This window comes from Orenia marismortui DSM 5156, assembly GCF_000379025.1.
Classification (GTDB): Bacteria; Bacillota; Halanaerobiia; order Halobacteroidales; family Halobacteroidaceae; genus Orenia; species Orenia marismortui.
In genome coordinates this window covers 937,483-962,896 of the sequence record NZ_KB900617.1, presented here as the reverse complement: position 1 = coordinate 962,896, position 25,414 = coordinate 937,483, and the positions used below count along the sequence as shown (strand labels likewise).

The 25,414-nt window shown below is 30.1% G+C and carries 27 protein-coding genes and 1 tRNA gene; 23 read left to right on the top strand and 5 right to left on the bottom strand.

The window, feature by feature from the left end; translation table 11 throughout:
* The first annotated feature begins 2 nt into the window (after nt 1-2).
* The 3 genes from thiH to thiE all read left to right on the top strand — a co-directional run bounded on the left by thiH (nt 3) and on the right by thiE (nt 2,442).
* Nucleotides 3-1,103, top strand: coding sequence for a 2-iminoacetate synthase ThiH (thiH, locus tag OREMA_RS0104310; RefSeq protein ID WP_018248047.1), 1,101 nt, complete (start codon nt 3-5; stop codon nt 1,101-1,103).
* A 95-nt stretch (nt 1,104-1,198) separates the two neighbouring features.
* Nucleotides 1,199-1,813 carry a sulfur carrier protein ThiS adenylyltransferase ThiF gene (gene thiF / locus OREMA_RS0104305; RefSeq protein WP_018248046.1) on the top strand — a complete coding sequence of 205 codons (615 nt, stop codon included), beginning with the start codon at nt 1,199-1,201 and terminating at the stop codon, nt 1,811-1,813.
* Nucleotides 1,810-2,442, top strand: coding sequence for a thiamine phosphate synthase (gene thiE / locus OREMA_RS0104300; protein WP_018248045.1), 633 nt, complete (start codon nt 1,810-1,812; stop codon nt 2,440-2,442). Before thiF ends, thiE begins: the two co-directional genes overlap by 4 nt.
* Nucleotides 2,443-2,505: 63 nt before the next feature.
* Here thiE and OREMA_RS18215 read toward each other — a convergent pair whose 3' ends face one another.
* From OREMA_RS18215 to OREMA_RS0104285, 3 genes are all read right to left on the bottom strand, one after another.
* The gene (locus tag OREMA_RS18215; protein WP_018248044.1) at nt 2,506-3,015 is read right to left on the bottom strand and encodes a DUF2085 domain-containing protein; all 510 of its coding nucleotides are present in this window, start codon (nt 3,013-3,015) and stop codon (nt 2,506-2,508) included.
* Nucleotides 3,016-3,032: 17 nt separating this feature from the next.
* A complete protein-coding gene (locus tag OREMA_RS0104290; RefSeq protein ID WP_018248043.1) occupies nt 3,033-3,212 on the bottom strand; it encodes a hypothetical protein in 180 nt (59 codons plus the stop codon).
* A 102-nt stretch (nt 3,213-3,314) separates the two neighbouring features.
* Nucleotides 3,315-4,730: an aminotransferase class V-fold PLP-dependent enzyme gene (locus OREMA_RS0104285; RefSeq protein ID WP_018248042.1), complete on the bottom strand. Its 1,416-nt coding sequence runs from the start codon at nt 4,728-4,730 to the stop codon at nt 3,315-3,317.
* A gap of 131 nt (nt 4,731-4,861) precedes the next feature.
* Here OREMA_RS0104285 and OREMA_RS0104280 point away from each other — a divergent pair, with 131 nt between their 5' ends.
* The 10 genes from OREMA_RS0104280 to OREMA_RS0104235 all read left to right on the top strand — a co-directional run bounded on the left by OREMA_RS0104280 (nt 4,862) and on the right by OREMA_RS0104235 (nt 15,124).
* Nucleotides 4,862-5,050, top strand: a complete 189-nt coding sequence (locus OREMA_RS0104280; protein WP_018248041.1) for a ferredoxin — start codon at nt 4,862-4,864, stop codon at nt 5,048-5,050.
* Nucleotides 5,051-5,097: 47 nt separating this feature from the next.
* Entirely contained in the window at nt 5,098-5,337 is a 240-nt protein-coding gene (locus tag OREMA_RS0104275; RefSeq protein WP_018248040.1) for a hypothetical protein, read from the top strand.
* A 96-nt stretch (nt 5,338-5,433) separates the two neighbouring features.
* On the top strand, nt 5,434-6,564 hold the full coding sequence (queG, locus tag OREMA_RS0104270; protein ID WP_018248039.1) for a tRNA epoxyqueuosine(34) reductase QueG: 1,131 nt from the start codon (nt 5,434-5,436) through the stop codon (nt 6,562-6,564).
* Nucleotides 6,565-6,671: 107 nt separating this feature from the next.
* Nucleotides 6,672-7,982: a hypothetical protein gene (locus tag OREMA_RS0104265; RefSeq protein ID WP_018248038.1), complete on the top strand. Its 1,311-nt coding sequence runs from the start codon at nt 6,672-6,674 to the stop codon at nt 7,980-7,982.
* Between the two features lie 183 nt (nt 7,983-8,165).
* Entirely contained in the window at nt 8,166-9,131 is a 966-nt protein-coding gene (bioB, locus tag OREMA_RS0104260; protein WP_018248037.1) for a biotin synthase BioB, read from the top strand.
* A gap of 126 nt (nt 9,132-9,257) precedes the next feature.
* Nucleotides 9,258-9,992 (top strand): dethiobiotin synthase, encoded by a 735-nt coding sequence (gene bioD / locus OREMA_RS0104255; RefSeq protein ID WP_018248036.1) that lies wholly within the window; start codon nt 9,258-9,260, stop codon nt 9,990-9,992.
* 548 nt (nt 9,993-10,540) lie between these two features.
* On the top strand, nt 10,541-11,896 hold the full coding sequence (gene bioA, locus OREMA_RS0104250; protein WP_018248035.1) for an adenosylmethionine--8-amino-7-oxononanoate transaminase: 1,356 nt from the start codon (nt 10,541-10,543) through the stop codon (nt 11,894-11,896).
* Nucleotides 11,897-12,218: 322 nt separating this feature from the next.
* Nucleotides 12,219-13,862: a Na/Pi cotransporter family protein gene (locus tag OREMA_RS0104245; protein WP_018248034.1), complete on the top strand. Its 1,644-nt coding sequence runs from the start codon at nt 12,219-12,221 to the stop codon at nt 13,860-13,862.
* 507 nt (nt 13,863-14,369) lie between these two features.
* On the top strand, nt 14,370-14,558 hold the full coding sequence (gene dmpI, locus OREMA_RS0104240) for a 4-oxalocrotonate tautomerase DmpI (RefSeq protein ID WP_018248033.1): 189 nt from the start codon (nt 14,370-14,372) through the stop codon (nt 14,556-14,558).
* Between the two features lie 62 nt (nt 14,559-14,620).
* Nucleotides 14,621-15,124 carry a flavin reductase family protein gene (locus tag OREMA_RS0104235; RefSeq protein ID WP_018248032.1) on the top strand — a complete coding sequence of 168 codons (504 nt, stop codon included), beginning with the start codon at nt 14,621-14,623 and terminating at the stop codon, nt 15,122-15,124.
* A gap of 242 nt (nt 15,125-15,366) precedes the next feature.
* Here the strand turns inward: OREMA_RS0104235 and OREMA_RS0104230 are convergent, their stop codons facing one another.
* Entirely contained in the window at nt 15,367-16,008 is a 642-nt protein-coding gene (locus tag OREMA_RS0104230) for a DUF4397 domain-containing protein (protein ID WP_018248031.1), read from the bottom strand.
* Between the two features lie 299 nt (nt 16,009-16,307).
* Here OREMA_RS0104230 and OREMA_RS0104225 point away from each other — a divergent pair, with 299 nt between their 5' ends.
* Both OREMA_RS0104225 and OREMA_RS0104210 read left to right on the top strand, forming a co-directional pair.
* Entirely contained in the window at nt 16,308-17,378 is a 1,071-nt protein-coding gene (locus OREMA_RS0104225; protein WP_018247563.1) for an IS30 family transposase, read from the top strand.
* 836 nt (nt 17,379-18,214) lie between these two features.
* The gene (locus OREMA_RS0104210) at nt 18,215-19,495 is read left to right on the top strand and encodes an HD-GYP domain-containing protein (protein WP_244871484.1); all 1,281 of its coding nucleotides are present in this window, start codon (nt 18,215-18,217) and stop codon (nt 19,493-19,495) included.
* A gap of 690 nt (nt 19,496-20,185) precedes the next feature.
* Here OREMA_RS0104210 and OREMA_RS0104205 read toward each other — a convergent pair.
* Nucleotides 20,186-20,262: transfer RNA gene (locus OREMA_RS0104205), tRNA-Ile, on the bottom strand.
* Between the two features lie 181 nt (nt 20,263-20,443).
* On the opposite strand from OREMA_RS0104205, the gene OREMA_RS0104200 reads away from it, so the two are divergent.
* The 8 genes from OREMA_RS0104200 (at nt 20,444) to OREMA_RS0104165 (ending at nt 25,408) form a co-directional block, all read left to right on the top strand.
* Nucleotides 20,444-20,929: a superoxide dismutase family protein gene (locus tag OREMA_RS0104200; RefSeq protein ID WP_018248027.1), complete on the top strand. Its 486-nt coding sequence runs from the start codon at nt 20,444-20,446 to the stop codon at nt 20,927-20,929.
* A 217-nt stretch (nt 20,930-21,146) separates the two neighbouring features.
* Nucleotides 21,147-21,416 carry a DUF4282 domain-containing protein gene (locus OREMA_RS0104195; protein WP_018248026.1) on the top strand — a complete coding sequence of 90 codons (270 nt, stop codon included), beginning with the start codon at nt 21,147-21,149 and terminating at the stop codon, nt 21,414-21,416.
* A 282-nt stretch (nt 21,417-21,698) separates the two neighbouring features.
* Complete coding sequence (locus tag OREMA_RS0104190) at nt 21,699-22,631, top strand: DUF362 domain-containing protein (RefSeq protein ID WP_018248025.1); 933 nt, start codon at nt 21,699-21,701, stop codon at nt 22,629-22,631.
* Nucleotides 22,632-22,749: 118 nt separating this feature from the next.
* The gene (locus OREMA_RS0104185) at nt 22,750-23,097 is read left to right on the top strand and encodes a hypothetical protein (protein WP_018248024.1); all 348 of its coding nucleotides are present in this window, start codon (nt 22,750-22,752) and stop codon (nt 23,095-23,097) included.
* A 4-nt stretch (nt 23,098-23,101) separates the two neighbouring features.
* Nucleotides 23,102-23,575 (top strand): DUF523 domain-containing protein, encoded by a 474-nt coding sequence (locus tag OREMA_RS0104180; protein WP_018248023.1) that lies wholly within the window; start codon nt 23,102-23,104, stop codon nt 23,573-23,575.
* Between the two features lie 42 nt (nt 23,576-23,617).
* On the top strand, nt 23,618-24,076 hold the full coding sequence (gene trmL / locus OREMA_RS0104175; RefSeq protein ID WP_018248022.1) for a tRNA (uridine(34)/cytosine(34)/5-carboxymethylaminomethyluridine(34)-2'-O)-methyltransferase TrmL: 459 nt from the start codon (nt 23,618-23,620) through the stop codon (nt 24,074-24,076).
* A 37-nt stretch (nt 24,077-24,113) separates the two neighbouring features.
* Nucleotides 24,114-24,971 carry a D-amino-acid transaminase gene (dat, locus tag OREMA_RS0104170; RefSeq protein WP_018248021.1) on the top strand — a complete coding sequence of 286 codons (858 nt, stop codon included), beginning with the start codon at nt 24,114-24,116 and terminating at the stop codon, nt 24,969-24,971.
* Nucleotides 24,972-25,084: 113 nt separating this feature from the next.
* On the top strand, nt 25,085-25,408 hold the full coding sequence (locus OREMA_RS0104165; protein WP_018248020.1) for a thioredoxin family protein: 324 nt from the start codon (nt 25,085-25,087) through the stop codon (nt 25,406-25,408).
* The last annotated feature ends 6 nt before the right edge of the window (nt 25,409-25,414 follow it).

The following is a 25,414-nucleotide window of genomic DNA, read 5'->3' as shown; positions in this document are numbered from 1 at the left end:
TTATGAGTTTTTATGAAGAATATAAACAGGTTAAAAATTTTAAGTTTGATAGCTTCTTTAATCAAGTGACTAAATATGATATAGAGAGAGTATTAGCTAAAGAGAGGTTAAACCAAGAGGATTTTCTAGCATTATTATCACCAGTAGCTTGTAATTATTTGGAGGAGATGGCAGAAAAAGCTCATAGATTAACAGTGCAAAACTTTGGTAAAGTTATCTTTTTATATGCCCCACTTTATTTAGCCAATTATTGTGTAAACCAATGTGCTTATTGTGGTTTTAATGTAAAAAATGGATTCAAAAGAGATAAATTAACTTTAGATCAAGTTGAAGAAGAAGCTAAAGCTATAGTGGATAAAGGGATTAAGGATTTAGTGGTCTTAACAGGAGAATCAAGAAAACATAGTCCAGTCTCTTATATTAAAGATTCTATAAATATTTTAAAAGAATATTTTCCTTCGATAGCGATTGAGGTCTATGCTATGGAAGAGTTTGAATATGGTCAATTAGTAGAGGTTGGAGTGGATGGACTGACTATTTATCAAGAGACTTATAATGAAGATGTTTATGATAAGGTACATATTACAGGACCCAAAAAAAATTATCGATTTAGATTAGATGCTCCAGAACGTGGTTGTAAAGCAGGGATGAGAAGAGTTAATATTGGCCCGTTATTAGGGCTTGATGATTGGAGAAAAGAGGCTTTTTTTGCTGGTTTACATGCTAATTATCTGCAAAATAAATATTTGGATACTGAGATTAGTCTATCATTACCAAGATTAAGACCTCATATAGGTTCTTTTCAACCAAATTCGATTGTAGATGATCCTGCTTTAGTACAGATTATATTAGCTTATAGGTTGTTCTTACCACGAGTGGGTATCAGTTTGTCTACTAGAGAGAGTGATGAATTAAGAGACAATCTTTTGCCTTTAGGTATTACTAAGATGTCGGCAGAATCTTCAACAGCTGTTGGTGGATATGCTAAGGATCAAGGGGTAAAGCAATTTGATATTTCTGATGCTAGAACAGTAACAGAAGTAAAGGGTTTATTGCTAGCTAGAGGATATCAACCTGTCTTTAAAGATTGGGAACAGATATAATAATAATTGAGAATTAAAAATGTATAATTTAGAATTGAAGTGCTTAAGAACTTAATTATCCATTCTCAGTATAATAAGTGGAGGTTTTTTGTTAAATGAATGATTTTGAAAAATCATTGTTAAGATATATTCGAGAAGAAGGTTTAGAGAGATTACAATCGCTTAAGGTTGGAATTGGTGGTGCAGGTGGACTTGGTTCTAACTCAGCCTTTAATTTAGTAAGAAGTGGTTTTAAACACTTTGTTATTGTAGATTTTGATAAGGTGGAGTACTCTAATTTGAATCGCCAATTCTATTTTAGTGAACAAGTAGGTCAGGAGAAGGTATTGGCTTTAAAGGAGAATCTCTTAAAGATTAATCCTGACTTAGAGATTGAAACCATAATAGAAAGAGTAAATGGTGATAATATTATTCGATTCTTTGATGATTGTGATATTATAGTAGAAGCCTTTGATGAAATAAAGAGTAAGAAGATGATAGTAGATAAATATATCAATTCTAATAAATTTTTAGTCTCTGCTTCAGGTTTGGCTGGTTGGGGTGATACGGATAAGATTCATACTAAAAAATTCAACGATAAATTTTATATAGTAGGAGATTTTACTACAGAGGTAAGTGCTGATAATCCACCTCTATCTCCACGGGTTAATATAGTAGCAGCTAAACAGGCAGATTTGATTTTGGAAGCAGTATTGGAGGGGAGAATATGAATAAAAAAGAAAGATTAAGTACAGATTTATATTGCATTACTGCTGAAAAATTTTCTTTGGGAAGAAGTAATATTGAGGTTGTAAAGGAGATGATTGATGCTGGAATCAAGATTATTCAGTATCGTGAAAAGAAGAAGAAGATGCTCTATAAGTATCAGGAGTGTAAGAGGTTAAGGGAGATGACTAAGGAGGCAGGAGTAAGCTTTATCATCAATGATGATATCCATTTGGCTATGGCAATAGGTGCTGATGGTGTACATATTGGCCAAGAGGATTTACCTTTAGAGGAGGTACGAAGACTTCTTGGTAAAGATAAAATAATAGGCTTATCAACCCATTCACCTCAAGAGGCTGAAGATGCTGTCAAAAGAGGGGCAGACTATATTGGGGTAGGTCCTATCTTTAAAACTAATACTAAAGATGATGTCTGTGATCCAGTTGGATTAGAGTATTTAGAGTATGTTGTAGAAAATTTAGATATTCCTTTTGTAGCAATAGGTGGGATTAAAGAACATAATGTTGATCAAGTGTGGAAATTAGGTGGAAGATGTATTTGTATGGTAACAGAGATAGTTGGAGCAGAGGATATTAAAGCTAAGATAAGAAGTATTAGACAAAAGTTAAATTAAAGTTATTTGTTATAGTAAAAAAACCTTAAAAATAATATTATTTTTAAGGTTTTTTATTATATTTTAAGTTGATAAATCTTCATAACATCTCTGCTGCTCATATTTTTGAATAAATTTTTCATAAGGTTTTAAGTACTTATTTAGCTTATCTCGTCTAAAAAACAATATACTTAATACTATAATAAAATATATCAAACTCTGTATAGATAACTTAATTAATAAGTTAAAATTTAAATTTATTATAGAACATAATATTATACCAAGCCATACTCCAAATACGCCTCCTGTAATTACTCGTAAATAGTTATTAGACTTTCTAATTTCTAAAGTTTGAGTTAACCAGTCTAATGTTGCAAATAAAGGTAGAATTGAAATTATTTCAAAAGGAATACTGCTGTAATCAATTTTAGCTTGAAATAACATAAATAAGAATAATGCAAGGTATTGGCCAGTACATCTAGCACAGAGATAAACTTTTTTATTAAATAGGTTAAGTTTTAAAGTCCTATCTAATTCTGAGTAAGGATGGTGAGAAAAAAATAAATACCAAAAAGTAATCTTTTTTTCTATCAAAGTACCATCTACAGTTCTTAGCCTTTTTTCTTAGGAGCAGAGAAATGAGTTGAACCACAAAGTGGACATTTTTTATCTTTCAAAAGGTAAAAAGGAATATAAAATAGTCCACATAAAAATATAAATACAAGCCAGTTGAATTTTTTTGTAGGTTCTACATTCCTTTCGCATAGTTCACAATATCTAATTTCAGCCATTATAAAAACCTCCTAAATAATATTCTTTTTACTTTTTATTCTACATTAATACTAAATTTCCTTTTTATTTATAAATCAAATCTAATATATATTCAAATAGAGTTATAATTTGAAATATTTGCTATAATTTATATTGTTTTTAGGTTTATACTCTGCTTTTTTACTATCAAATTCATAATTAGTAGTTAAATCAATTCCTGCTTTCTTTCTTGCTATAATATCTTTTACAGCATAGATTAAACGATCAACTTCTGCTAAGGTATTATAGCAGCCAAAGCTGATTCTAATTAAACCATATTTATGGGTATAAATTCCCTTAGCAATATCATCTTTCACTCGAGCTATCTCGTCATTACTCAGACCAAACAGATGATGGATATAAGGGTGTGCACAAAAACAGCCATTTCTAACACCTATTCCAAATTCATTGGCCAAAATTGAGGCAACTAAAGTATTTTCTATTCCTTTAATATTAAAAGGTATTACTCCAACCTGATTAGTTGTAGTATCTGATTTCATTGTGCCATAAAGTATTACTTCATCAATCTTTCGCAATTGTTTTAAAGTATAGTTGTTTAAGTAATCCTCATTTTGAATTATCTTTTCCCATTCTAATTCATTAAGCAGTTGAATACTCTCCCCTAATGCCAATGCTCCTACTATATTAGGAGTACCAGCCTCTTCTTTATCAGGTAAGTCTGCCCAGATAACATCATCTAAAGTAACTGCTTTTACTGTTCCTCCCCCTGTATAGTCTGGTTTATTTCCTGCGAAGGTACTTTTGGGAGCGATTAAAACTCCTGTACCAAAAGGAGCATAAAGCTTATGTGCAGAGAAAACGAGGTAATCTATATGCTCTGAGCTAGTATCGTCCTTTACATCAATTGGGCGATGGGGTGCTAATTGAGCTGCGTCAACTAAGATTTTACTATCATAGTTATGGACTAATTTGGCAATTTTGTGAATTGGGTTGATATATCCAGTAACATTGGAAGCACCACTAATTGCAACAAGTTTTATTTGATCTTTATATTCTTTTAATTTTTCCTCTAAATCCTCTAAATCTAATCTTCCATCTTGATCTAAATTTATATATATTACCTTTGATTTATCTCGCCAGGGAAGTAAATTAGAATGATGTTCCATGGGAGTTGTTATAATAATATCTTTAGATGATAAGTTCAAGCTATTTGATAGTTTATTAATTGCTTCTGTTGTATTCTTAACAAAGATTATAGTATTATTTTTAGTATCTACTCCAAAAAAATTTGCAACTAGATCATGTACTTCATCATATATTTTGGTGGAAATTTGAGATTTGAATCCTGTTCCACGATGTACATTAGAGTACCAGTACAGGAATTCTTTTACTTTATAAGCAACTCTTTTAAAACTGGGAGTACTAGCTGCATTATCGAAGTTGATATACTTTATTCTCTTTCCATTTATTAGGGGCACCTTAGTATTAATACCGATAATTTGATTTCTAACTTTATGTAAAAAAGTTTTATCTATCATCTATATCCTCCAATCTTTAGTTTTAGATTATTTTATGAATTAGACTAATGGACTGTGAGGTGAGAGTGAATAATTCTTTTGAAAAGTTGCAATACTAAGGAGGAATTTATAATAAGAAAGGATGGGATAGAATGAAAGTACAAGTAATAGCAGATGATTGTATCAGTTGTGGATTATGTGTAAACTCTGTACCAGCTGTTTTTGAATGGGATGACAATGAAAAAGCTCTTGCTATGACTGATCATGTACCAGAAAAGTTAGAAGCAGAAGTTGAGGATGCTATCGATTCTTGCCCTACAGATGCTATTGAAGAAGTATAATTTTAGAATAAGGATGAAATATGTCTCTTAAATTAAGGTGGTGTGATATGGGATATATATCGCTTGATTTTAGACCAGAAATCACTAAAGCGGAGTTGGCAAAGTTAAGAAAGGTAGCTTCTGATATGGAAGCAGGACAACACTTATCTATTACTTTAGAAAGACAAGATGCTCATCAAGCTGATGAAATCCTAAATATTTTACGAGAGAATAATTATAATTGTCAGACTAAAGGCGGACATGCAGATGATGACTTTTTTATTAAAGCTAAAAAAGAAGATAATTAGAGAGGCAGCTTATGCTGTCTCTTTTTATATTATAAATTAGCCTGCTTTAGAAAGTTAGAATACTGTGCTAAAATAAATAGAAAGGAGGACTACACTATGAATATAACAGAAAAAATAAAATCTTATGCTAAATCTATGGGCATAGATGATATGAAGATAACTGATGCCGAATCTTTTCCAGAATTAAAGGAATTTTTAATAGAGCTTAAAGAGAAAGAGTACTTATCTACTTTTGTTAATGATGATTTAGAAAAGATAAGTGATCCTAAAAAAGTACTAGCAGAGGCTAGCTCAGTAATTGTGTGTGCTATCTCTTATAGTGTAGATGATAGATATATAAGTGAAAGTAGAAATAAGGCCAAAGAAGAACTTAGGGGAAGTCTTTCTCGATTTGCTTGGGGACAGGATTATCATCATGTGCTAGGTAATAAACTAGATGAATTGGTGGAATTTATTAAAAGTAAGCAACAGGAGGCAGAGGTATTCAAGTTTGTGGATACAGGTCCTACTGTTGATAGAGCTTTGGCTAGAAGAGCGGGAATTGGTTGGCAAGGTAAGAACTGTAGTATTATCAATCCTGAATATGGTTCATGGATATTCTTAGGAGGGATAATCACTGATTTAGATTTAGAGTATGATTCTGCTATAGAGAATAAGTGTGGTAATTGTAGAAGGTGTATAGATGCTTGCCCTACAGGAGCTTTGGTAGATGCTTATACTTTGGATAGTCGTAAATGCTTAGGTTACATTACCTTAAGTAAGGGATATCTAGATGAAAAGCAACGGAAGAAGATGGGGAATAGATTATGGGGCTGTGATAGTTGCCAAAGTGTCTGTCCCCATAATCAAAGAGCAAAAGTGGGTGACCACCAGGAATTTAGACCTCAAAATTTAGATGCTTATCCTGAATTAGCCCCTCTATTAACCTTGACTAATAAAGAGTATAAAGAGAAGTTTATGATTACTCCAATGAATTGGAGGGGTAAACGACCAATTCAGCGTAATGCAGCTATTATCTTAGGAAACTTAAAGGATAATAGAGCAGTACCATATCTCTTAGAAGCTCTAGTTGATCCTAAGCCGATAGTTAGAGCTAATGTAGCTTGGGCTTTAGGGGAGATTGGTGATAAGGCGGCTTTAGATAAATTAGAAAAAACTTTAGCCAAGGAGAAAGAAGATAATGTAATTAAAGAGTTGAAGAAGGCTATAGGAAAGTTAAAAATTTAATTTTATCCAAATATATTAATATATTCCCATAAAAAGAGAGGATTTTCACCTTCTGTTGTTTAATTATTACATTATATCAAAAACATGTAATTTACAGGAGGGTAAAAATGAAAAAAAGTAGTATAATAGTTATTCTAGTTTTGACATTATTAACAATGAATAATTCACTTGTTGGAGCTACCTCGAATCGAATAAAAGTTTTAGGAGGGCTAGAAGGAATAATAGCTGATGAAGCTACTGATATCAAATTAAATCCAGCTCAATTATATAATATTGAAGAGAATAAGATGTTTTTAGATTTTAACTTATTTTTATCAAAGGATGAGGATGAAGATTATTATAATGATGAGAGCGAGGGAGAAGAGAGGAGGAGTAAATATAAATCAGATAGAATAGGTATTTTGGCTTCTCCCACATTTATTTATAGGCTTAGTAAAGATAATGTATTAAGCTTAGAATTAGGCTTGGATAGTTATAATAGAGATAGGTCAAGAATTTGGAAGACTAGGGATTTAGAATCTGGGGATATATTGTCTAAAGACAAAAGTGAAGATGAATTGGAAAGAGATATTTATTCTCTTGGACTAGCAGATGCAATAAGGATAAATAAAAAATTAGTTTTAGGTGTAAGCTTAGGAATGGTGTACAATAAAGAGATTGATGAAGATTATGATGAGGATTATGATAGTGATCAAATATATAATGATATTGATATAGATAAAGATAAAGCTACTCAAAAACATTTTGATCTATCTAGTGGTTTTATTTATCGTTTAAGTGATGATAGTACTTTAGATGGAAGTATCAGTACTTGGAAGATTGAAAAGGATGATTCAAATGATAAAGTTAAGTTTCAAGATAATTTCTCATTGTTTATCAGGAAGGTTAAAGAGTTAAGCTCAAAAATTAACTTAGTCTTGTTGGGTGAAATTAAACAGTCAAAGGTGGAATCTGGTTATTTTGGAGATAAGAATTTAAGTCAGAAATTAACAATTGGTCAAAATATAAATTATAAAGATACATTATTAGCATATGCCTTTGAATTAGAGCATAGTAAAGATGAAGAATTAGGATATTTGGAAGAATTTGAAGAAACCACTAGCATCAATTTAAAGTGGGGAGTAGAAAAGGAAGTTACTGATAAATTAACAGTTAGAATTGGGGATAGTTGTGAAATGTTTAGAAATATAAAGTCGAAACATCATTCCAGAGATTATGATAGCAAAGAATTTTCTCTTCCTTCAATTAAAACAGTAAATATAGGTTTGGGTTATAAATATGATGAATTAACAACAATAGATCTTTCATATACCCCTGAAATGAATATTGGACAGAGAGAATATGATGATGAAGATTCAAATGGTCAAACAGAGAGATTTGATATGGAATTTGGGTTATCTGTTACTAGAAAATTTTAATTTATTAACTACTTAGATTTTTATTTATCAGCTTCTAATATTGAAACACCTATTGTTAACTATCAAAACTAAAAGTTGACAATAGGTGTTATTTTATATATAGTATAAATAACTATGTAAAAAAATTTTAAATATATTGTTAACCTTTATTTAAATGAGTTAACTAACAAAGGAGAGGATATTATGATACAGGAATTGAAGAAGAAGGTTTTGACTGGAGAGAGTATTACTAAAGAAGAGGCAATGTATTTAGTGAATTTAGATGAAAGTAGAACAATGGAATTATTAGCAGCAGCTAATGAGATTAAGAATAAATTTATTGGTAAAAAAGTAGATTTGTGCTCGATTGTTAATGCCAAATCTGGTAGTTGTTCAGAGGACTGTACTTTCTGTTCCCAATCGGCTCATTATAATACCGGGACTGTTACTTATCCATTAATGGCTAAAGAGGATATTCTGGCTAGAGCAAAAGAGATGAAAGGTAGTGGAGCAGAGCATTTTGGGATTGTTACTAGTGGACGGGGAGTTGTTAGTGATAAAGATTTTGAGCAGTTGATAGAGGCTTTTAGATTGATCAGAGAAGAGACTGATTTAGAGGTTTGTGCTTCTTTAGGTACTTTAGATGAGAAGCGGGCAGAGAAGTTGGCTAATGTAGGGCTTAAGAGATATAACCATAATTTAGAGACTTCCGAAAGTTATTATTCAGAGATCTGTACTACTCATACATATCAGGATAGACTAAATACTGTTAAGTTCTTAAAAGAAAGAGGTATGGAAGTATGTAGTGGTGGAATTATCGGTTTAGGAGAGAGTTTTGAAGATAGAGTAGATTTAGCTTTTACTGTTAAGGAGTTAGATGTTGATTCAGTACCAATCAATATTCTAAATCCTGTTGAAGGAACACCTTTATATGGGAATAATCCAGTAGCACCGATGGAGACTTTAAAGACTGCAGCTATCTTTAGATTTATCTTACCTACCAAGGTAATCAAGTTATGTGGAGGAAGAGAGAATAACTTACGGGATTTACAATCACTAAGTCTTTTATCTGGTGTTAATGGTTTATTAATTGGGAACTATTTAACTACTGAAGGAAGAGAAACAGCAGAAGATTTACAGATGATTAAAGATTTAGGATTAGGGGAGTAAGTAGTAAGTATTTATTTTAATTTGTTGTTGCTCAATATATCACTTACTTTCCTAAGTAAACATGCTGTGTCTATATAAGTAATATGTGAGCAAATTTTAAATTTATCTTTTATAAGGAGGTTAACAATGAGTAGAGGACTTTTTATTACAGGAACAGATACTGATGTAGGTAAGACAGTTGTTACAGCTGGATTATTGGCTGCTTTGAGGGAAAGAGGTCATGATATTGGCTTAATGAAGCCATTTCAAACTGATTTTATTGAGAAGGATGGTGAAATATTATCGCCAGACCTTGAATATGTATTACCTTTTGTAGATTTAGATACAGATTATGATTTGATGAATCCAATTCGCTTAAGAGAGCCTTTGGCTCCAAGTGTAGCTGCTGAGGTTGAAGGAATAGAAATTGATTTGACTAAGGTAGATAGAGCTTATGAAGAATTATTAACTATACATCGAGGATTAATTGTTGAAGGAGCAGGTGGTTTGATGGTTCCTTTAACTAAAGATTTTTTGATACCTGATTTAATCAAGAAGTTGGATCTACCATTAATTATTGTAGCTAGACCCAATTTGGGGACAATTAATCACACAGTCTTAACGGTAAAATTAGCTAGACAATTAGGAATTGAAGTATTGGGTGTGATCATTAATGGATTCAAGGAAGAGGAAGCCGGAATTGCAGAAGAGACAAATCCACAGGTGATTGCTGAATTAGCAGATGTAGAGATTTTAGGGATAATTCCTTACATAGAAGATTTGAATAGCAGTTCTAAAAAGTTAGATTTGGCTAAGATTTTTGAGGATCATGTTAATATGGAAAAGATAATTGACAATGTACAATTTACAATTGATAATTGAAAAAATATATAATGCTAAAAATTGATAACAACGGATTAACATAGATAAAAAAGATCTTAAAAATAAAAGTTCAAAAATTTATTTAGATATAGATGTTTAATCCCAAAGTGAAATAAAAGTAAACTCAAAATTTTGAAACCACGAATGGTCACGCGCCCTGAAGAAGGACCTTAGAAATTAAAATCCCGCGAAGGGTTGTGTTTTCAAACCCGAAGAATTGATTTTTATTTTCTGAGGAAGTACTCTTGGGGTGAATACCCACGAATAAGAAAAATAAATGTTCAAAAGTTTTTAATCTTTTATTAGTGTCCATTCGTGTATAATAGTGGTCAAAATAAGGTTTTAAACCTCTTTTTAGAGTTGTTTGTCTATATTAATACAAATTCATCAAGTATTAAATATAACCATAAATTTTAAAGCTCTTTTGAACTAATTCATGAAGAGTTGTGTGATTAGTGGCCAAAAATTGTTTTATTATAAATCTTTAAAGATATTTATGATGGCAATATAGAAATATTATTTGTATATATATAATAGGGAGGAAAAAGATGACAGAAGAATTATCGTTACTAGAGAAGAATAAAAAGTATGTTTGGCAACCTTTTACTCAGATGAAAGAGTGGGTAGAGAATGATCAATTAATTATAGAGTATGGAGAAGGAGTTAAACTCTATGACACTGAAGGAAATGAATATTATGATGGGGTTTCATCTATTTGGCTAAATGTTCACGGACATCAGAAGAAAGAGCTAAATGAAGCTATTAAAGAGCAGTTAGATAGAGTTGCTCATACTACTATGCTAGGTTTAGCTAGTGTGCCAGCAACAGAATTAGCAGAGAAATTAGTAGAAATTACTCCTAGCGGATTGAATAAGGTCTTTTATTCAGATAGTGGGTCAACGGCAGTAGAGATTGCTTTGAAGATGGCTTTTCAATATTGGCAACAAATAGATGGAAATTATGGAGCTAAGAATAAGTTTATTACCTTAAAGAATGCTTATCATGGTGATACAGTTGGTTCTGTTAGTGTTGGAGGAGTTGATCTTTTCCATCAAATTTACAGACCATTGTTATTTGATAGTCTTAAAGCTCCTTCGCCTTATTGTTATCGGTGTTCTTTTGAAGAGGAGAAAGACAAATGTAACTTCAGCTGTATTAAAGAATTAGAAAAGATGATAAAAAAGCAACATAAAGAGATAGCAGCTTTAGTGATAGAGCCATTGGTTCAAGGTGCTGGAGGAATGATTACAGCTCCAGAAGGTTATCTTGCTAAAGTTAGGGAATTATGTGATAAATATAATGTACTAATGATTGCTGATGAAGTGGCTGTAGGATTTGGTAGAACTGGGAAGATGTTTGCTTGTGAACATGAAGAGGTTAGTCCAGATATTATGACAGTAGCTAAAGGTATTAGTGGTGGGTACTTACCTATTTCAGCTACTTTAACTACTGATGAGATTTATAATGCTTTTTATGATGACTATGTAAGTCAGAAGACCTTCTTTCATGGACATTCTTTTACAGGAAATCCATTAGCTGCAGCAGTTTCTTTAGCCAATATAAAGTTATTTGAAGAAGAAGAGATCATTGAAGAGATGCAAGATAAGGTTGAGTTGGTTAAAGAGAAATTAGAATCTTTTAAGAAACTAAGTCATGTCGGTGATATTCGCCAACAAGGGTTGATGATAGGAATAGAGCTAGTTAAGAATAAAGTGAGCAAAGAAGAGTATTCATGGGAGGAAAGAATAGGAGTTAAAGTCTGTATGGCAGCAAGAGAAAAGGGAATGATTATTCGACCTTTAGGCAATGTTGTTGTTTTTATGCCTCCCTTATGTAGTAGAAAAGATGAGTTAGTAGAGATGTTAGATATACTTTACGATTCAATTATAGATATAACAGAATAGCTTTTAATTTGCCTATATTGTCATTTGAAAATGATAATATAGGTTTTTATTATTTTTGATAAGATTAATAAACTGTTATTAGCTTGACCAAAATTAAAAAAATGATATAATATTAATTGTATGGCTTTATAAGAATGTATTATTTATTTTAAATTTTTCTATGATTTTTAAAATTTATAGTTAATTAGATTTAATGAGATTTACATATATTTCAATTATAAATTTTATTAATTTAAGAGGAATTCGTCATTTTTTGTCGAAAAATAAGTATGTTTGGGACTTTTTTATTTTTGATTTTATACTTGGGAAGGGGAGATTTTGCTTGTCTTTAGAAATGATATTTTCTTTGTTAGGTGGTTTGGGGCTTTTTATTTATGGAATGAAGCAGATGGGAGATGGCTTACAAAAGTCTGCTGGTAGTAAGTTAAAGAGATTAATAGAGATGTTAACTACTAATCGTGTGGCTGGGGTATTAGTAGGAACTGGTGTAACTGCTATAATTCAAAGTAGTAGTGCAACTACAGTAATGGTAGTAGGTTTTGTTAATGCAGGGTTAATGACTTTAAAACAATCTATAGGAGTAATAATAGGTGCTAATATAGGAACAACGATTACTGCTCAATTAATTTCTTTTAAATTAAGTCATTATTCATTACATGCAATTGCTATTGGTTCTGTTTTATATTTATTTAGTAAAAAGGATAGAACTAAACATTTAGGACAAGTTCTATTAGGTTTTGGTATTTTGTTCTTAGGGATGACAATTATGAAGGATACAATGAAGCCATTAAGGGATTCTGAAGCTTTTGTGCATGCTATGAGAACTTTTGGTAAATCTCCTATTTTAGGAGTATTAGTGGGTACTATTATGACAGTAATGGTACAAAGTAGTAGCGCTAGTATTGGTATCTTAATTAGTTTATTATCTGTCGGTGTAATTGACTATCATGCTGCTGTACCAATTCTTTTAGGAGATAATATAGGTACAACTATTACTGCTATATTATCAAGTATTGGAACTAATCGAAATGCTAAGCGTGCTGCTGCAGCCCATACCGTATTTAATGTAATTGGTTCTTTAGTTTTCTTAACAGTTTTATATATTATTCCAAACTTTACAGGTGTTCTACAGGATTTCTTTACTAATAGAGCTTTAAGTGCAGGACATGAAGTTAACTCGGTTCGAATGATAGCTAATACTCATTCTGCATTTAATATTATTAATGCTCTTATTTGGTTACCTTTTGTACCATTTATAGTTAAGTTAGTAAATTATATTGTACCAGGTGAAGATGAGGATATTAAACGTGGTTTGAGTTATCTTGATGAGAGAATGCTAGAAACTCCTAGTGTTGCTGCACAACAACTCAAGCATGAAGTTGCAAGAATGCTAGAAATTTCTTCTGATATGGTTAGTGATGCAAAAGAGGCATTTAGAACTGAAAATAAAGACTTGATTAAATCTATTCAGAAGAAAGAAGAAATTATTAATGAGTTAGAGGAAGAATTATTAGTCTTCTTGACTAAGATACCTCAAGCGGGATTATCAGAAGAAGATATTAAAATGATCGATATGTATTTTATTATAATTGATGCTATAGAAAGTGTTGCTGATGATGCTGACTCATTAGCTAAATTGCTAATTGAACTTTCAGATAGTAAAAATGAATTTTCTAAAGATGCCCAAGATAGTGTAGAAAATATCTTTGATATTATATTAGAGATATTAGAAAAGACATATAGATTGGTAGATGTAGAAAATCTTTCATTTGCAACAGAGTTAATTAAGTCTGAACAATATGTTGATGATTTACAATTACAATATAGAGAAGAACATATGAAAAGACTTAGTAAAGGTAGTTGTGTACCAGGAGCAGCTATTATTTACTTAGAAACTCTAGAGAAGTTAGAACATATTAGTGATCAATCTGCTGATATTGCCCATACTTATATAGAAAATAAATAATAATTTAAAAAATGCCACTGTTACTAATAAAGTAACAGTGGTGTTTTTTTGAGATTTAATTCTAATTTTAAATAAGCCCATAATTAAATTAGATTATACTTTAAAAGTTAACTTTTATATAACTTGTATTTTATAAATGTTTTATTAATCAATTAAGCTTGTGTGGTTTAAGATTAATGTTCTAAAGTTTACTTCAACCGTTATATGAAATATTCTTTATAATATTTATAATCAATTATAATATATTTAATCATTAACTTTGGATAAGCAGAATTATATTTTATAATAAATACTAAGTCTAAATTTCTACAGTGGTATTATTGATAGGATTATTCTTGTTATTTTTGATATTGTATTTAGATATAATATAGACGAGTGTTTTTACTGAGTTGAGCTTTGTTGTTGAATTTAATTAAAATAAAGTTTTTTAATATTAAATTTTAATAATTAGAAATGAATTGATATAATAAAAGTAATCATATAATCAACAAGAAAGGATGATTTAATATGCCAATTATCACTATGGAAGGCCCAAAATTAACTAAGGAACAAAAAGCTAAGTTAATATCTGAATTCACTAAAACAGCTAGTGAGATTACAGCTATTCCAGAGAGTTCTTTTTCTATCTTAATTAAAGAGAACTCAGCTGAGAATGTTGGTGTTGGAGGTAAAATGTTATCTGAGATTAAATCATAATCTCTTTGTTATAAATAATATAAATAGGTAAAAGATATAATATTATTTAGGGAGGTATAGGATTGAAGGAGATTGCTTATGATGAATATATTAAAGAGGCTACTCAAGCTTTAAGTAAAGGTGCTTTCTTAACGGTTAAATCTGGAGATGAAGTAAACACTATGACCATTGGCTGGGGAAGTATTGCTTATATCTGGGGTACATCAGTTTTTATGGTGATGGTTAGAGATTCACGTTATACATATAAATTAATAGAGAACAGTGATGAATTTACAGTAAGTATTCCTTTTAAAGGTAAATTTAAGGAGGAATTAAAGTTTTGTGGAACTAAGTCAGGTAGAGATTATGATAAGTTTAGCGAATGTAAGCTATCAATTCAGCCAGGTCAAGAAGTAGATACTCCAATCATAAAAGGGTGTGATCTACACTATGAATGTAAGATTAAGTTTAAGCAGATAATGGATCCTGATAACTTGAATGATCAATATGATCAAAAATGGTATCCTCAAAAAGATTATCATACACTTTATTTTGGTGAAATTGTAGGTGCTTATCTAGAGGAGTAGACTCTATATAAAGGCTCGAAACTAAGCTTAGTTTCGAGCCTTTATGTATTTTTTGAATTTGTCATTAAAATCAAAGTAATACTATAGAAAGATAAAGCGACAGTTTCGGAGTTAGGCGTTAGGAAGTGGGAAGTAGGAAGACCTTACTAACCCCTATAACCTATAACCTATAACCTAGCACCTAAAAGTGTCTCTTTATACCCATTAACTCTCATTTTAAGTCTTATTAAATTAAGTATAAATCAAAATCTTAAATAGGAGTTCCCGTCAAGAGGAATTAACATTTGTAATGGTGGAGTTTCACCAACCAGACCAATAATATAAAGAGTATAGAATCTATTACCTGTTAACCTTGCATTAGGGACATATAATACAGTTTGATCACTACCAGTAGGTTTTACTTCAAAGGTATAAGTACCAGGTCTTAGAGATATATAATCGGTCACTTCTTTATAGCCAATATCTCTAAAGAGGATCACATTATTTTCTTGAGTTACATTCACACTAGGTGCATTGGGAGATAAATGAGCTGCTCTAACATAGGCTCTATTAGGTCTTATTGGAATACGAGGTTCTTCAATAGGAAGTAAACTGAGATTAGGAGATTGACCAATAGCAGCTACAGTAGAAATTGTATTTTCTATTATATTTACTGAAGTATCTATAACTGGATTTCTCTTTTTACCTGCCGGATAAACCTTAATATTGTATCTGCCAGGCATAACTGAAATGTAATCGGTAAAGTTTCTATAACTTAAATTTTGAGCAATTAAATTATTGTTAGCATATACATCTACAGCAGGTGCTTGTGGTGCAGCATGGAGAATACGAATATAGGCTTTAGCATCATTATCGGTGTTTAGATAATATGGTTCATGATACATAAATTTCACCACCTTTCTTATTATCATTAGAATATTATATGTGAAATAGAAGAAAAGGTGAGAAGAGATAAAAGTAGCTTCAAATAAGAAATCCCAAGCAATTAGATATTATTATGGAATTTTAATAGAAGTTGTGGTTGTTAAAATAAGAAGTTTTAGTTAAGGTTATGTAGATTATATTTGATCTTTGGTGCATTGTATAATTAAATGCACGGATAGTTCAAAAAATAAAAAATGACACACATTAATACCTCATATATAATGTTAACTGACCAAAGCAAACATTGGAGGTATTAAATATGTGCCAAAATAATTATAACACAAAAAGTAGAAAAGGAAAACATTTAAAGTGGGAAGAGAGAAAGATAATAGAACATTTATATAATATACAAAACAAATCGAAGACAGCAATAGCAAGAGAGTTAGGGAGGCATAGGACGACAATAAGTCGAGAAATTGAAAGGGGAAAGCTTGTATTATTAAATTCAGATTACACTAAAAGAATAGAATACGATGCTGATATAGCTCAAAACTTATATGATAACAATGCGACTGCTAAAGGAGCTAAGATTAAAATAGGAAAAGATCATCAATTAGCTGAATTCATAGAAGAAAAAATAAAAGGAAATTATTCTCCAGAGGTAATTGCAGAGATGATTAAAGAGGATGATGGGTTTGAAATTAAAATACATTGGAAGACGATATATAATTATATAGATAAAGGCATTCTGTTTATAGATAGAGAAGATTTGGTTTATGGTAGATATAAAAAGACTAATAAATCTAAACAGAAAGAAAAAGAATCAACAAAAAGGAGAAAAGAGGGAAGAAAGATATCAGATAGGCCTAAGGAAGCTGATAAAAGGTCAGAAATAGGTCATTGGGAAATGGACTTAGTAGAGGGTAGGAAAGGTAAAGATGAGCCCTTTTTATTAGTTTTAACAGAGAGATATAGTCGCAAAGAAATAATAGAACTAATACCTAATAAGACTCAAGAATCTGTAATAAAAGGATTAGATCGCGTAGAAAGAAGAATAGGAGTTAGAAAATTTAGAGACTTATTTAAAACTATAACTACAGATAATGGTAAAGAATTCTATGATTATGAAGGGATAGAAACTTCCTTTACAGGAAGTGATATCTCAAGAACTAGTCAATATTATGCTGATGCTTATTGTTCTTGGCAAAGAGGTAGTAATGAGAATTTAAATAAAATGATTAGAAGGTTTTTACCAAAAGGAAGTAGCTTTAAGAATATTAGCAGAAATGAAGTTAAAAGAATTGAGCGATGGATAAATAATTATCCACGAAAAATGTTTGGGTTTAAGAATGCAAATTATATATTTGAAGAACAGTTAAAGGCAGCTTAAAATTTATGAGGTATTGAGTAAATAAAAAACCGTGCATTTTATATTGCAATTTATATATATTTGATCTTTAGATAATTAAGATGAAAAAAGTATTAAATTCTGATATTATGTAAGTAATAATAGATCTTATCGAACACTATGATTCTGGGTTCGTTCTAGGGTCTGTTCTTTAGGTTATCCCTTGGGACTAAGTTTCAGAGGGAGATAACTACTATCTCCTATTTTATATGGAATGTTGATCCTGGTACTACCGAATCGACTTGGCATAAAACTTCCTTTGAAACTAAGAATTTACTTTATAGAAGATACAAAAGGTTGGCTAAGAATTGTTTGTGAAATTAAGAAAGAGTATAATTGTACTACTAAATATATATTATTTGGAGGTGGTCAAGATTTCTATTAATATTTTGTTAGTAATTCTGTTATTTTTAGTTTGGATTCCTTCAATTTTACTTAATTTATATTTAAATAGATTGGTTGATAAAGGAGAGAATAAAATATCTATAAAGAAGATATTTTTTAAAGTTGCAATAATAGCTTTAATTTTTATTGTATCATTATACATAAGTGAAAATTATAAAAATTATTTTAATATAGCACTAATTATAGGAACTATATTGATGGTTCATCTTAATAGTAAAAGATTAAGGGATAAATTTAATGGATTGTCATAACTGATTTTAATAAGCTAATATAATTATTAAACCTTATAGTAATATCAAATTTTAACTATTATAAGTTATTTTAGTGATATATATATGGTGCAGTATCTTTAGTTTTAAGCTGCTATACTGTAGCAGAATAATGAAAAAGAGGTTAGTTTGGAGTTGGGTAAAGTGATAGAAATAAATAAAATGTCAGATGAAATTAATCTTTCCTTATATGATTTGTTATTTAGTATTTCCAATATTACAGATATGGTAAATTCAAACTTAAATAATCATCATGAACAAGTAGCTTATATAAGTTTCCGAATTGCTCAAGAGTTAGAGCTAGAAGAAGAGGAAAAGAAGAAATTAGTATTAGCAGCATCTATCCATGATATTGGTGCTTTTTCCATAAAAAGCAGATTAAAAACTTTAAATTTTGAATCTAATAATATATTTGAACATGCTGAGGCAGGGGCTTATTTAGTAAACACTTTTGAACCTTTTTCTGAGTTGGCGCCTATAATTAAGTATCATCATTTGGAATGGAATTATGGTCAAGGAGTTAAATCTAAGGGTAAAAATGTGCCTATATTGAGCCATCTGCTTCATTTAGCAGATAGAGTGGCAATTTTAATTAATAATAACATTAATATATTATCGCAGAGAGATGATATATTAAGAATTGTAAAAAAATATTCTGGTAATATGCTTAATCCAGATTTAATTGATGTTTTTGAGGAGTTATCAGCAAAAGAAGATTTCTGGTTTTCAGTTATAAATACAGGTATAATCCAAAAAGAACTTAGGAGAGTATTTAAAGTTTGGAAATTAAATTTGAAATTAAGTGATCTATTGGATTTGAGTAAATTTTATAGTAGAATCATAGATTTTAGAAGTAACTTTACAGCAACCCATTCTAAAGGTGTTGCTGTAACGGCGAAAGAGATATCAAATTTATTAGGATGGTCTAAAATTAAAAGTATAAAATTAGAGATAGCTGGGTACTTACATGATTTAGGAAAATTAGCTGTTCCCACTGAAATATTAGAAAAACCAGGTAAGTTGACTAATGATGAGATGAACATTATTAAGAGCCATACTTTTTATACTTACCATGCCTTAGACTCTATAGAAGGATTAGAGGAGATTAAAGAATGGGCATCTTTTCATCATGAACGACTAGATGGTAATGGCTATCCTTTTAAACATCACGGAGATAGATTATCTGTTGGAAGTAGAATTTTAGCAGTTGCGGATATCTTTACAGCACTTAGTGAAGATCGTCCTTATAGAGAGGGTATGGACAAGAATAAGGTCTTAATGATCCTAAATTCCATGGCTAAAAAGAATGCTATAGACATAGATTTACTAAGATTATTAGAGGAGAATTATGATCAAATAAATAGGGCTCGTTATTTGGCTCAAAATTATATAAAAGCAGATTATAATCTTTGTGCTAATAAATAGATGTTTATATGTTAAACTGAGGAGTTAATTCCTCAGTTTAATAATTTTTTGTAGTAATAGTAGAAAGAAAGTATTGCTTAATAGATATAAAGAGACATTTTTACTTTTTAAAAGCAAACAAAACTTTTAGGTTCCGCCTAAGGGCGGGTTACCTTTTTTCCATAGATAAAAAAGTAACCAAAAAATCATTTAAAATAATGTGGAAAACGCTTGTGCTTAATTAGTAATATCAGATTAATTAACCATTATAGAGTAGTTATTAAAATTTAGTTTTATTAACTATACCGCTTTCTTTCCTAAAAGAACTAAAAGATAAAATAATAACGCAATTATTTGATAATTTGTTTTTATAAATCTTGAAAAGTAAGCGGACTTTCTTTAGAGCGAATTACTAACAATTAAATATAATTTATCTAAACAGTTTGCAAAATTAATAATATAAAGAAAGCGTTTTTCAAAGTGATTTTTTTGGTTCGTTTTTTCATCATTGAAAAAATGAACATATAAAACAAATACTTAGTTAAAAGTAGATAGAAATAGATATATTAAAAATATCATGAAATATAGAGGGAGAAAAGTGTCGCAATCTCATTCTAATAAATTACTATAAGAACTATATAAATTATAATTTTTCTTACAAAAAATAAAAAATCTGCCTATCAAGGGCAGTTTTTTGGATAATTAAATTAATGGTGGACCTGGGAGGATTCGAACCTCCGGCCAATCGGTTATGAGCCGATTGCTCTGACCAACTGAGCTACAGGTCCATGATTTTAAAATTATTATTTTTGCAACAACAATTAGTATTATAACTAAAATCTCTTTAGCTGTCAAGAAAAAATCAAATATTAATTTTAGCTTAAGCACAATTCTAGCTAAGGTTAATATAATATCTATAAAGTGTTCAAGTGACATTTGTTATTATATAAGAAAGAGGAGTGAATATCTATGGTAAGTTTATCTAATCCTTTTAGAAGAATAGCCTGTGCTAAAATCAAAGGTGGTCCTTTAGCTCCGAATATAAGAGGAATAGTCTATTTTATTCCAGTATTAGGAGGTACTAAGGTTTCGGTAGAAGTGAAAGGACTTCCTCCTTATCAATCTGCTATGGATGGTGAAGATCCTATTGGTCCTCATGGATTCCATATCCATGAATTTGGTAATTGTGAGATAGGAGATCCTAATAATCCTTTCCAGGCCGCTGGTGGACATTATAACCCTGACAATCAGTCTCATGGCAACCATGCTGGAGATCTTCCCGTATTATTTTCTAATGATGGCTATGCTAAAATGAATCTGTTCAGTAATGGATTTAGAGTGAAGGGTGTAGTAGGTCGTTCTGTTATTATTCATCAGAACCCTGATGATTATCGTACTCAACCAGCAGGTGATGCTGGAAAGAGATTAGCTTGCGGAGTAATTAAATGGTCTTAGGATATTGCTATTTAATTTAAATTTATTAACTCATAATATTTATTATTTTGAATTAAGTTTTTGCTAAAGAATATAGCTATATAGTTTATAATCTCTTATTTCTATATTTTTTAACCAATATTATCTTTTTATTCTAAAAATTAAAGGTTTTTCTGTTGAAATATAGAATTTAATTAAAGAATTAACATACTAAAATATTATATTGGAGGTTTTAACTGTGAATGAGTATTTAAAGTTTAAGAAAATGATTTCCCCAATTATTATCCAGGCTATTTTTTGGATAGGAGTAGTTGTTTCAATTTTAGTTGGTTTAGGAACTATGATTTCAGGCTTTTCTAGTCCTTATGGTGGAGGAATGACAGTCTTTATGGGACTAATGATATTAGTAGTTGGTCCTTTATCTGTGCGAATATATTGTGAAATGCTTATTTTATTTTTTAAGCTCAATGATTCTATAAATGAGATAAACGAGAAGCTAGATAGTTAATAGATGCTATAGCTTATTATTAGAATGATAATTATTATATTAGAAGAGTTAATCAAAATTGATTAACTCTTCTATTTTTATTTGTACAACATTAATTATTATAATTTTGAAATTTCATGATATAAGAAGCTTAGATGTATTTAAGAATTTTAATAATTGTTTTTGAATAATAGGATCTTGTTCTTATGTCTGAATAATTTTTTCGATATTGAATTAGATATAAGTCTTTAGTATAAACTAAAGTTTAATTAAAATTAGTTTCTACTATTAAAGGAGGTAAAGATGTTAAGAGAGAGAAGGGTTAAGGATTCTTGTGTAGCCATAGGTGAGGGATTAGAAGGTGATGTTATTCAAGCTTTACTTAATATGTTAGGGACTGATAAAAAAATTAGTTCACAACATACAGTTACTATTACTCCAAATTGGGTTAATACTAATGCTCCTGAAACAGGTACTGTAGTAGGGCCAGAGTCTTTGAGAAAATTAATTCAGTATGTAAAGAGCAAGTCACCATCTAGGGTAGTTATTGCTACTGGTTCTGGTGGAGCTGATACCAAGGAAGTAATGAAAAAGACTGGATATCAAAAGATTATCGAAGAGGAGGAGGTAGAATTTATTGATCTTAATTATGGTCCATATGAAGAGTTTCAATTAGATCATCCAATTATTAAAAAGATTAAGCTGAATAAATTATTAGCTGAGACTGATTTTTTAATCTCTTATACTCAAATAAAGCATCATGAAGAAGCAACAGTATCTTTAGGAATCAAGAATATAGCTTTAGCATGGCCACCAGCTGAGATACATGGATTTCCCAAAGCTGATCGGGGAATACATGAATACTTACATGAATTTATAACTGCTATGGGCAAATTGATTCCTATAGATTTGAGTATTTTAAGTGCGGATAATGCTATGGTAGGTACAGGGCCTTCCCATGGCAAGCCTGTTAATGCTGATTTAGTAGTAGTAGGAACAGATCCTATAGCAACTGATGTAGTAGGAGCTAGGCTATTAGGTTTTCGCCAACAAGCTATTCATTATCTACATAATTTAATTAGAGAGAAGATAGGAGAAGGAGATTTAAAGAAGGTTAATCTAATGGGATTACCTCTTAATCAAGCTGAAGATAAATTTAGCCAAGCTGCTTATGGATATAAGATAGTATTAGATAAATATGAAATATTACCTCTGCATTTAAGACGAAAAAAATAATTGTTTTAATCCTCCTAACTGATAAGAAGATTATATAAATTCTTTTTATCATCAATAAACACAGAATAGATATAAATATAATATGATAAAGAGATAAGGATATAAAGGAGGGGTATCAATGTATCATATGAAAGTGAAAGAGGAGTTTATAGTTGTGAGTGGAAGTGATATAATAGATGAGATAGAAGCAAGAGCAATTTGTAGAAAATTAAAAGATCTTTTAGCATTAAGAGCAGATAGCAATAAACTAATGCTAGATGTTAGAGAAGTAAATTTAGAAGATAGTAAATTTGATATTTTTATTCAATCTCTATCGAAGTTTAATATAGATAAGATATCAATTATTTTACCTGAATTAATTAATAAAATAAAATTTAGATTATGGAGAAGAAAATATAGTCAATATGTAAGTATAGAACAATTTTTAACTTTTGAAGAAGGTAAAAAATGGTTAAAGAAGGAGTAAAGTCATGATAGCGGTAAGTGCTTGCCTATTAGGTGAAAACTGTAAATATAATGGACAAAATAATTATAATAGGAGATTAATAGAGTTGTTAGAGGGTAAAGAGATTATTACTATCTGTCCAGAGGAACTAGGAGGTTTATCTACTCCTAGATTAGCTGCCGAAATTATAGATGGTGATGGTAAAGATGTATTATTAGGAGAAGCTAAGGTTATAAATAAGAATAATGAAGATATAACTGCTAACTTTGTTAAAGGAGCGAATAAATCTATTAACTTACTAAGGAAGAAGAATTGTAGTTTTGCTATTTTAAAAGCTAGAAGTCCTTCATGTGGTAGTAAGCAGATATATGATGGTAGTTTTAGTGCTAAAAAGAAAGCTGGTATAGGAGTTACTGCTGCTTTATTAGAAAAAGAAGGGATTAGAGTATATAATGAAGAAGAGTTAGACGAGGTAATATTTAAAGAATATCATAAATAAAGAAGAAATTAATCATTACATAATTAAGGAGGAATTATTATAATGAATATAGTTTTATATCAACCACAAATCCCACCTAATACTGGAAATATTGCACGAACTTGTGCTTGTACAGGGTCTAGTTTGCATTTGATAAGACCTTTAGGTTTTTCTACAGATCAAAAAACTGTAAAACGGGCAGGCTTGGATTATTGGGATAAGTTAGATATTCATTACTACGATAGTTTAGAAGAACTTTTTGAAAAATACAGTGATAGTAATTTTTACTTTTCAACTAAATATGCTAAGAAACATCATACAGATATAAATTATCAAGCAGATGATTTCTTAGTTTTTGGAAGGGAAACTACTGGTTTACCAGATCATATTTTGAAAGATTACTCTGACAATTGTATTAGAATTCCTATGCAAGAGAATACTAGATCCCTTAATTTAGCTAATTCTGTTTGTATAGTTTTATATGAAGCATTAAGACAAGTTGATTTTTTAGATTTGCTATAATAAATTACTTTATTTTATAAATCTAAGGGGGATAATAATGGGAAATATAGCTTACGTAAGTGGAGAATTTATTGAATTAGATGATGCCAAAGTTTCAATACAAGATAGAGGATTTCAGTTTGGCGATAGTATTTATGAAGTAATAAAATTGTATGATGGGAAATTATTTAAGGCAGATGAGCATTTTAGTAGATTATTAAATAGTGCAGAAATGATTAGATTGAATCTAGAGTATAACCTAGAAGATTTAAAGAAGATTGCTTTAGAAGTTGTTGATAAAAATACAGATAATCAATCTGGAAGTCTGTATATTCAGGTAACACGTGGTATTGCTCCTAGAAATCATAGCTTTGATTTTGATCTCAAATCAACGGTAATTATGTATCTTTTACCTCCTCAACCTTTTCCAAGTGAATTATGGGAAAGTGGTGTTAATGCAGTAACTCTTCCTGATACTAGATGGAGTTATTGTAATATTAAAACTACTAATTTATTACCTAATATATTGGCTAATCAAGCGGCAAAGGAAGAAGGGGCTTTTGAAGGGGTATTTATTTCTGATGATAATATAGTTATTGAAGGAACAAGTAGTAATATTTTTATTGTAAAAGATGGAAGAGTCATTACTCATCCAATCAATAAGAAGTTATTAAGTGGTATTACTAGAGAGATAGTATTGGAATTGGCTGAGGAAAACTTTGATGTAGAGGAAAAGATATTTACTTTAGAAGAACTTTATAATGCAGATGAAGTCTTTATTACTAGTACAACCAAAGAAGTGTTAGCTGTAGTAGAGATAGATGATAAAGTAATCAATCAAGCTAAGGTAGGTAAGATAACTAAAGAATTGCATAACTTATATAGAGAATATAAACAAGATTTAAATAATTTTTAATTTAATATAAGAATATAACTTAGGGGATAGGGTTAGAATTAAAATTATATATTGATAAACAACTTTACTAAAATACTATTAACATAGAGGTTGATTTTAGCCTAGGGGTGATTATGATATCTAAATTTCCTAAAGTAGAAGATAATAATATAGAAGAAGTAATTAGGTATAATAAAAAATTGTTAATTATATTTTCTTCAAAGGGTTGCGGTTATTGTCAACTATCAAAGAATAATTTACTTGAGGTTATTGACAATTTTCCTGAGCTAGCTATTTATGAGTGTATGATTTCTAAAGCTCCCAAAACTATAGCTAGATATAATATATCGAGTGTTCCGATTTTAAAATTATTTAGTGATGGTAAATTAGTGTATACGGGATTTGGAGTAAGGAATCCTAATGATTTATATTATCAGCTTAAATCTTTTTTTCTATAAATATCA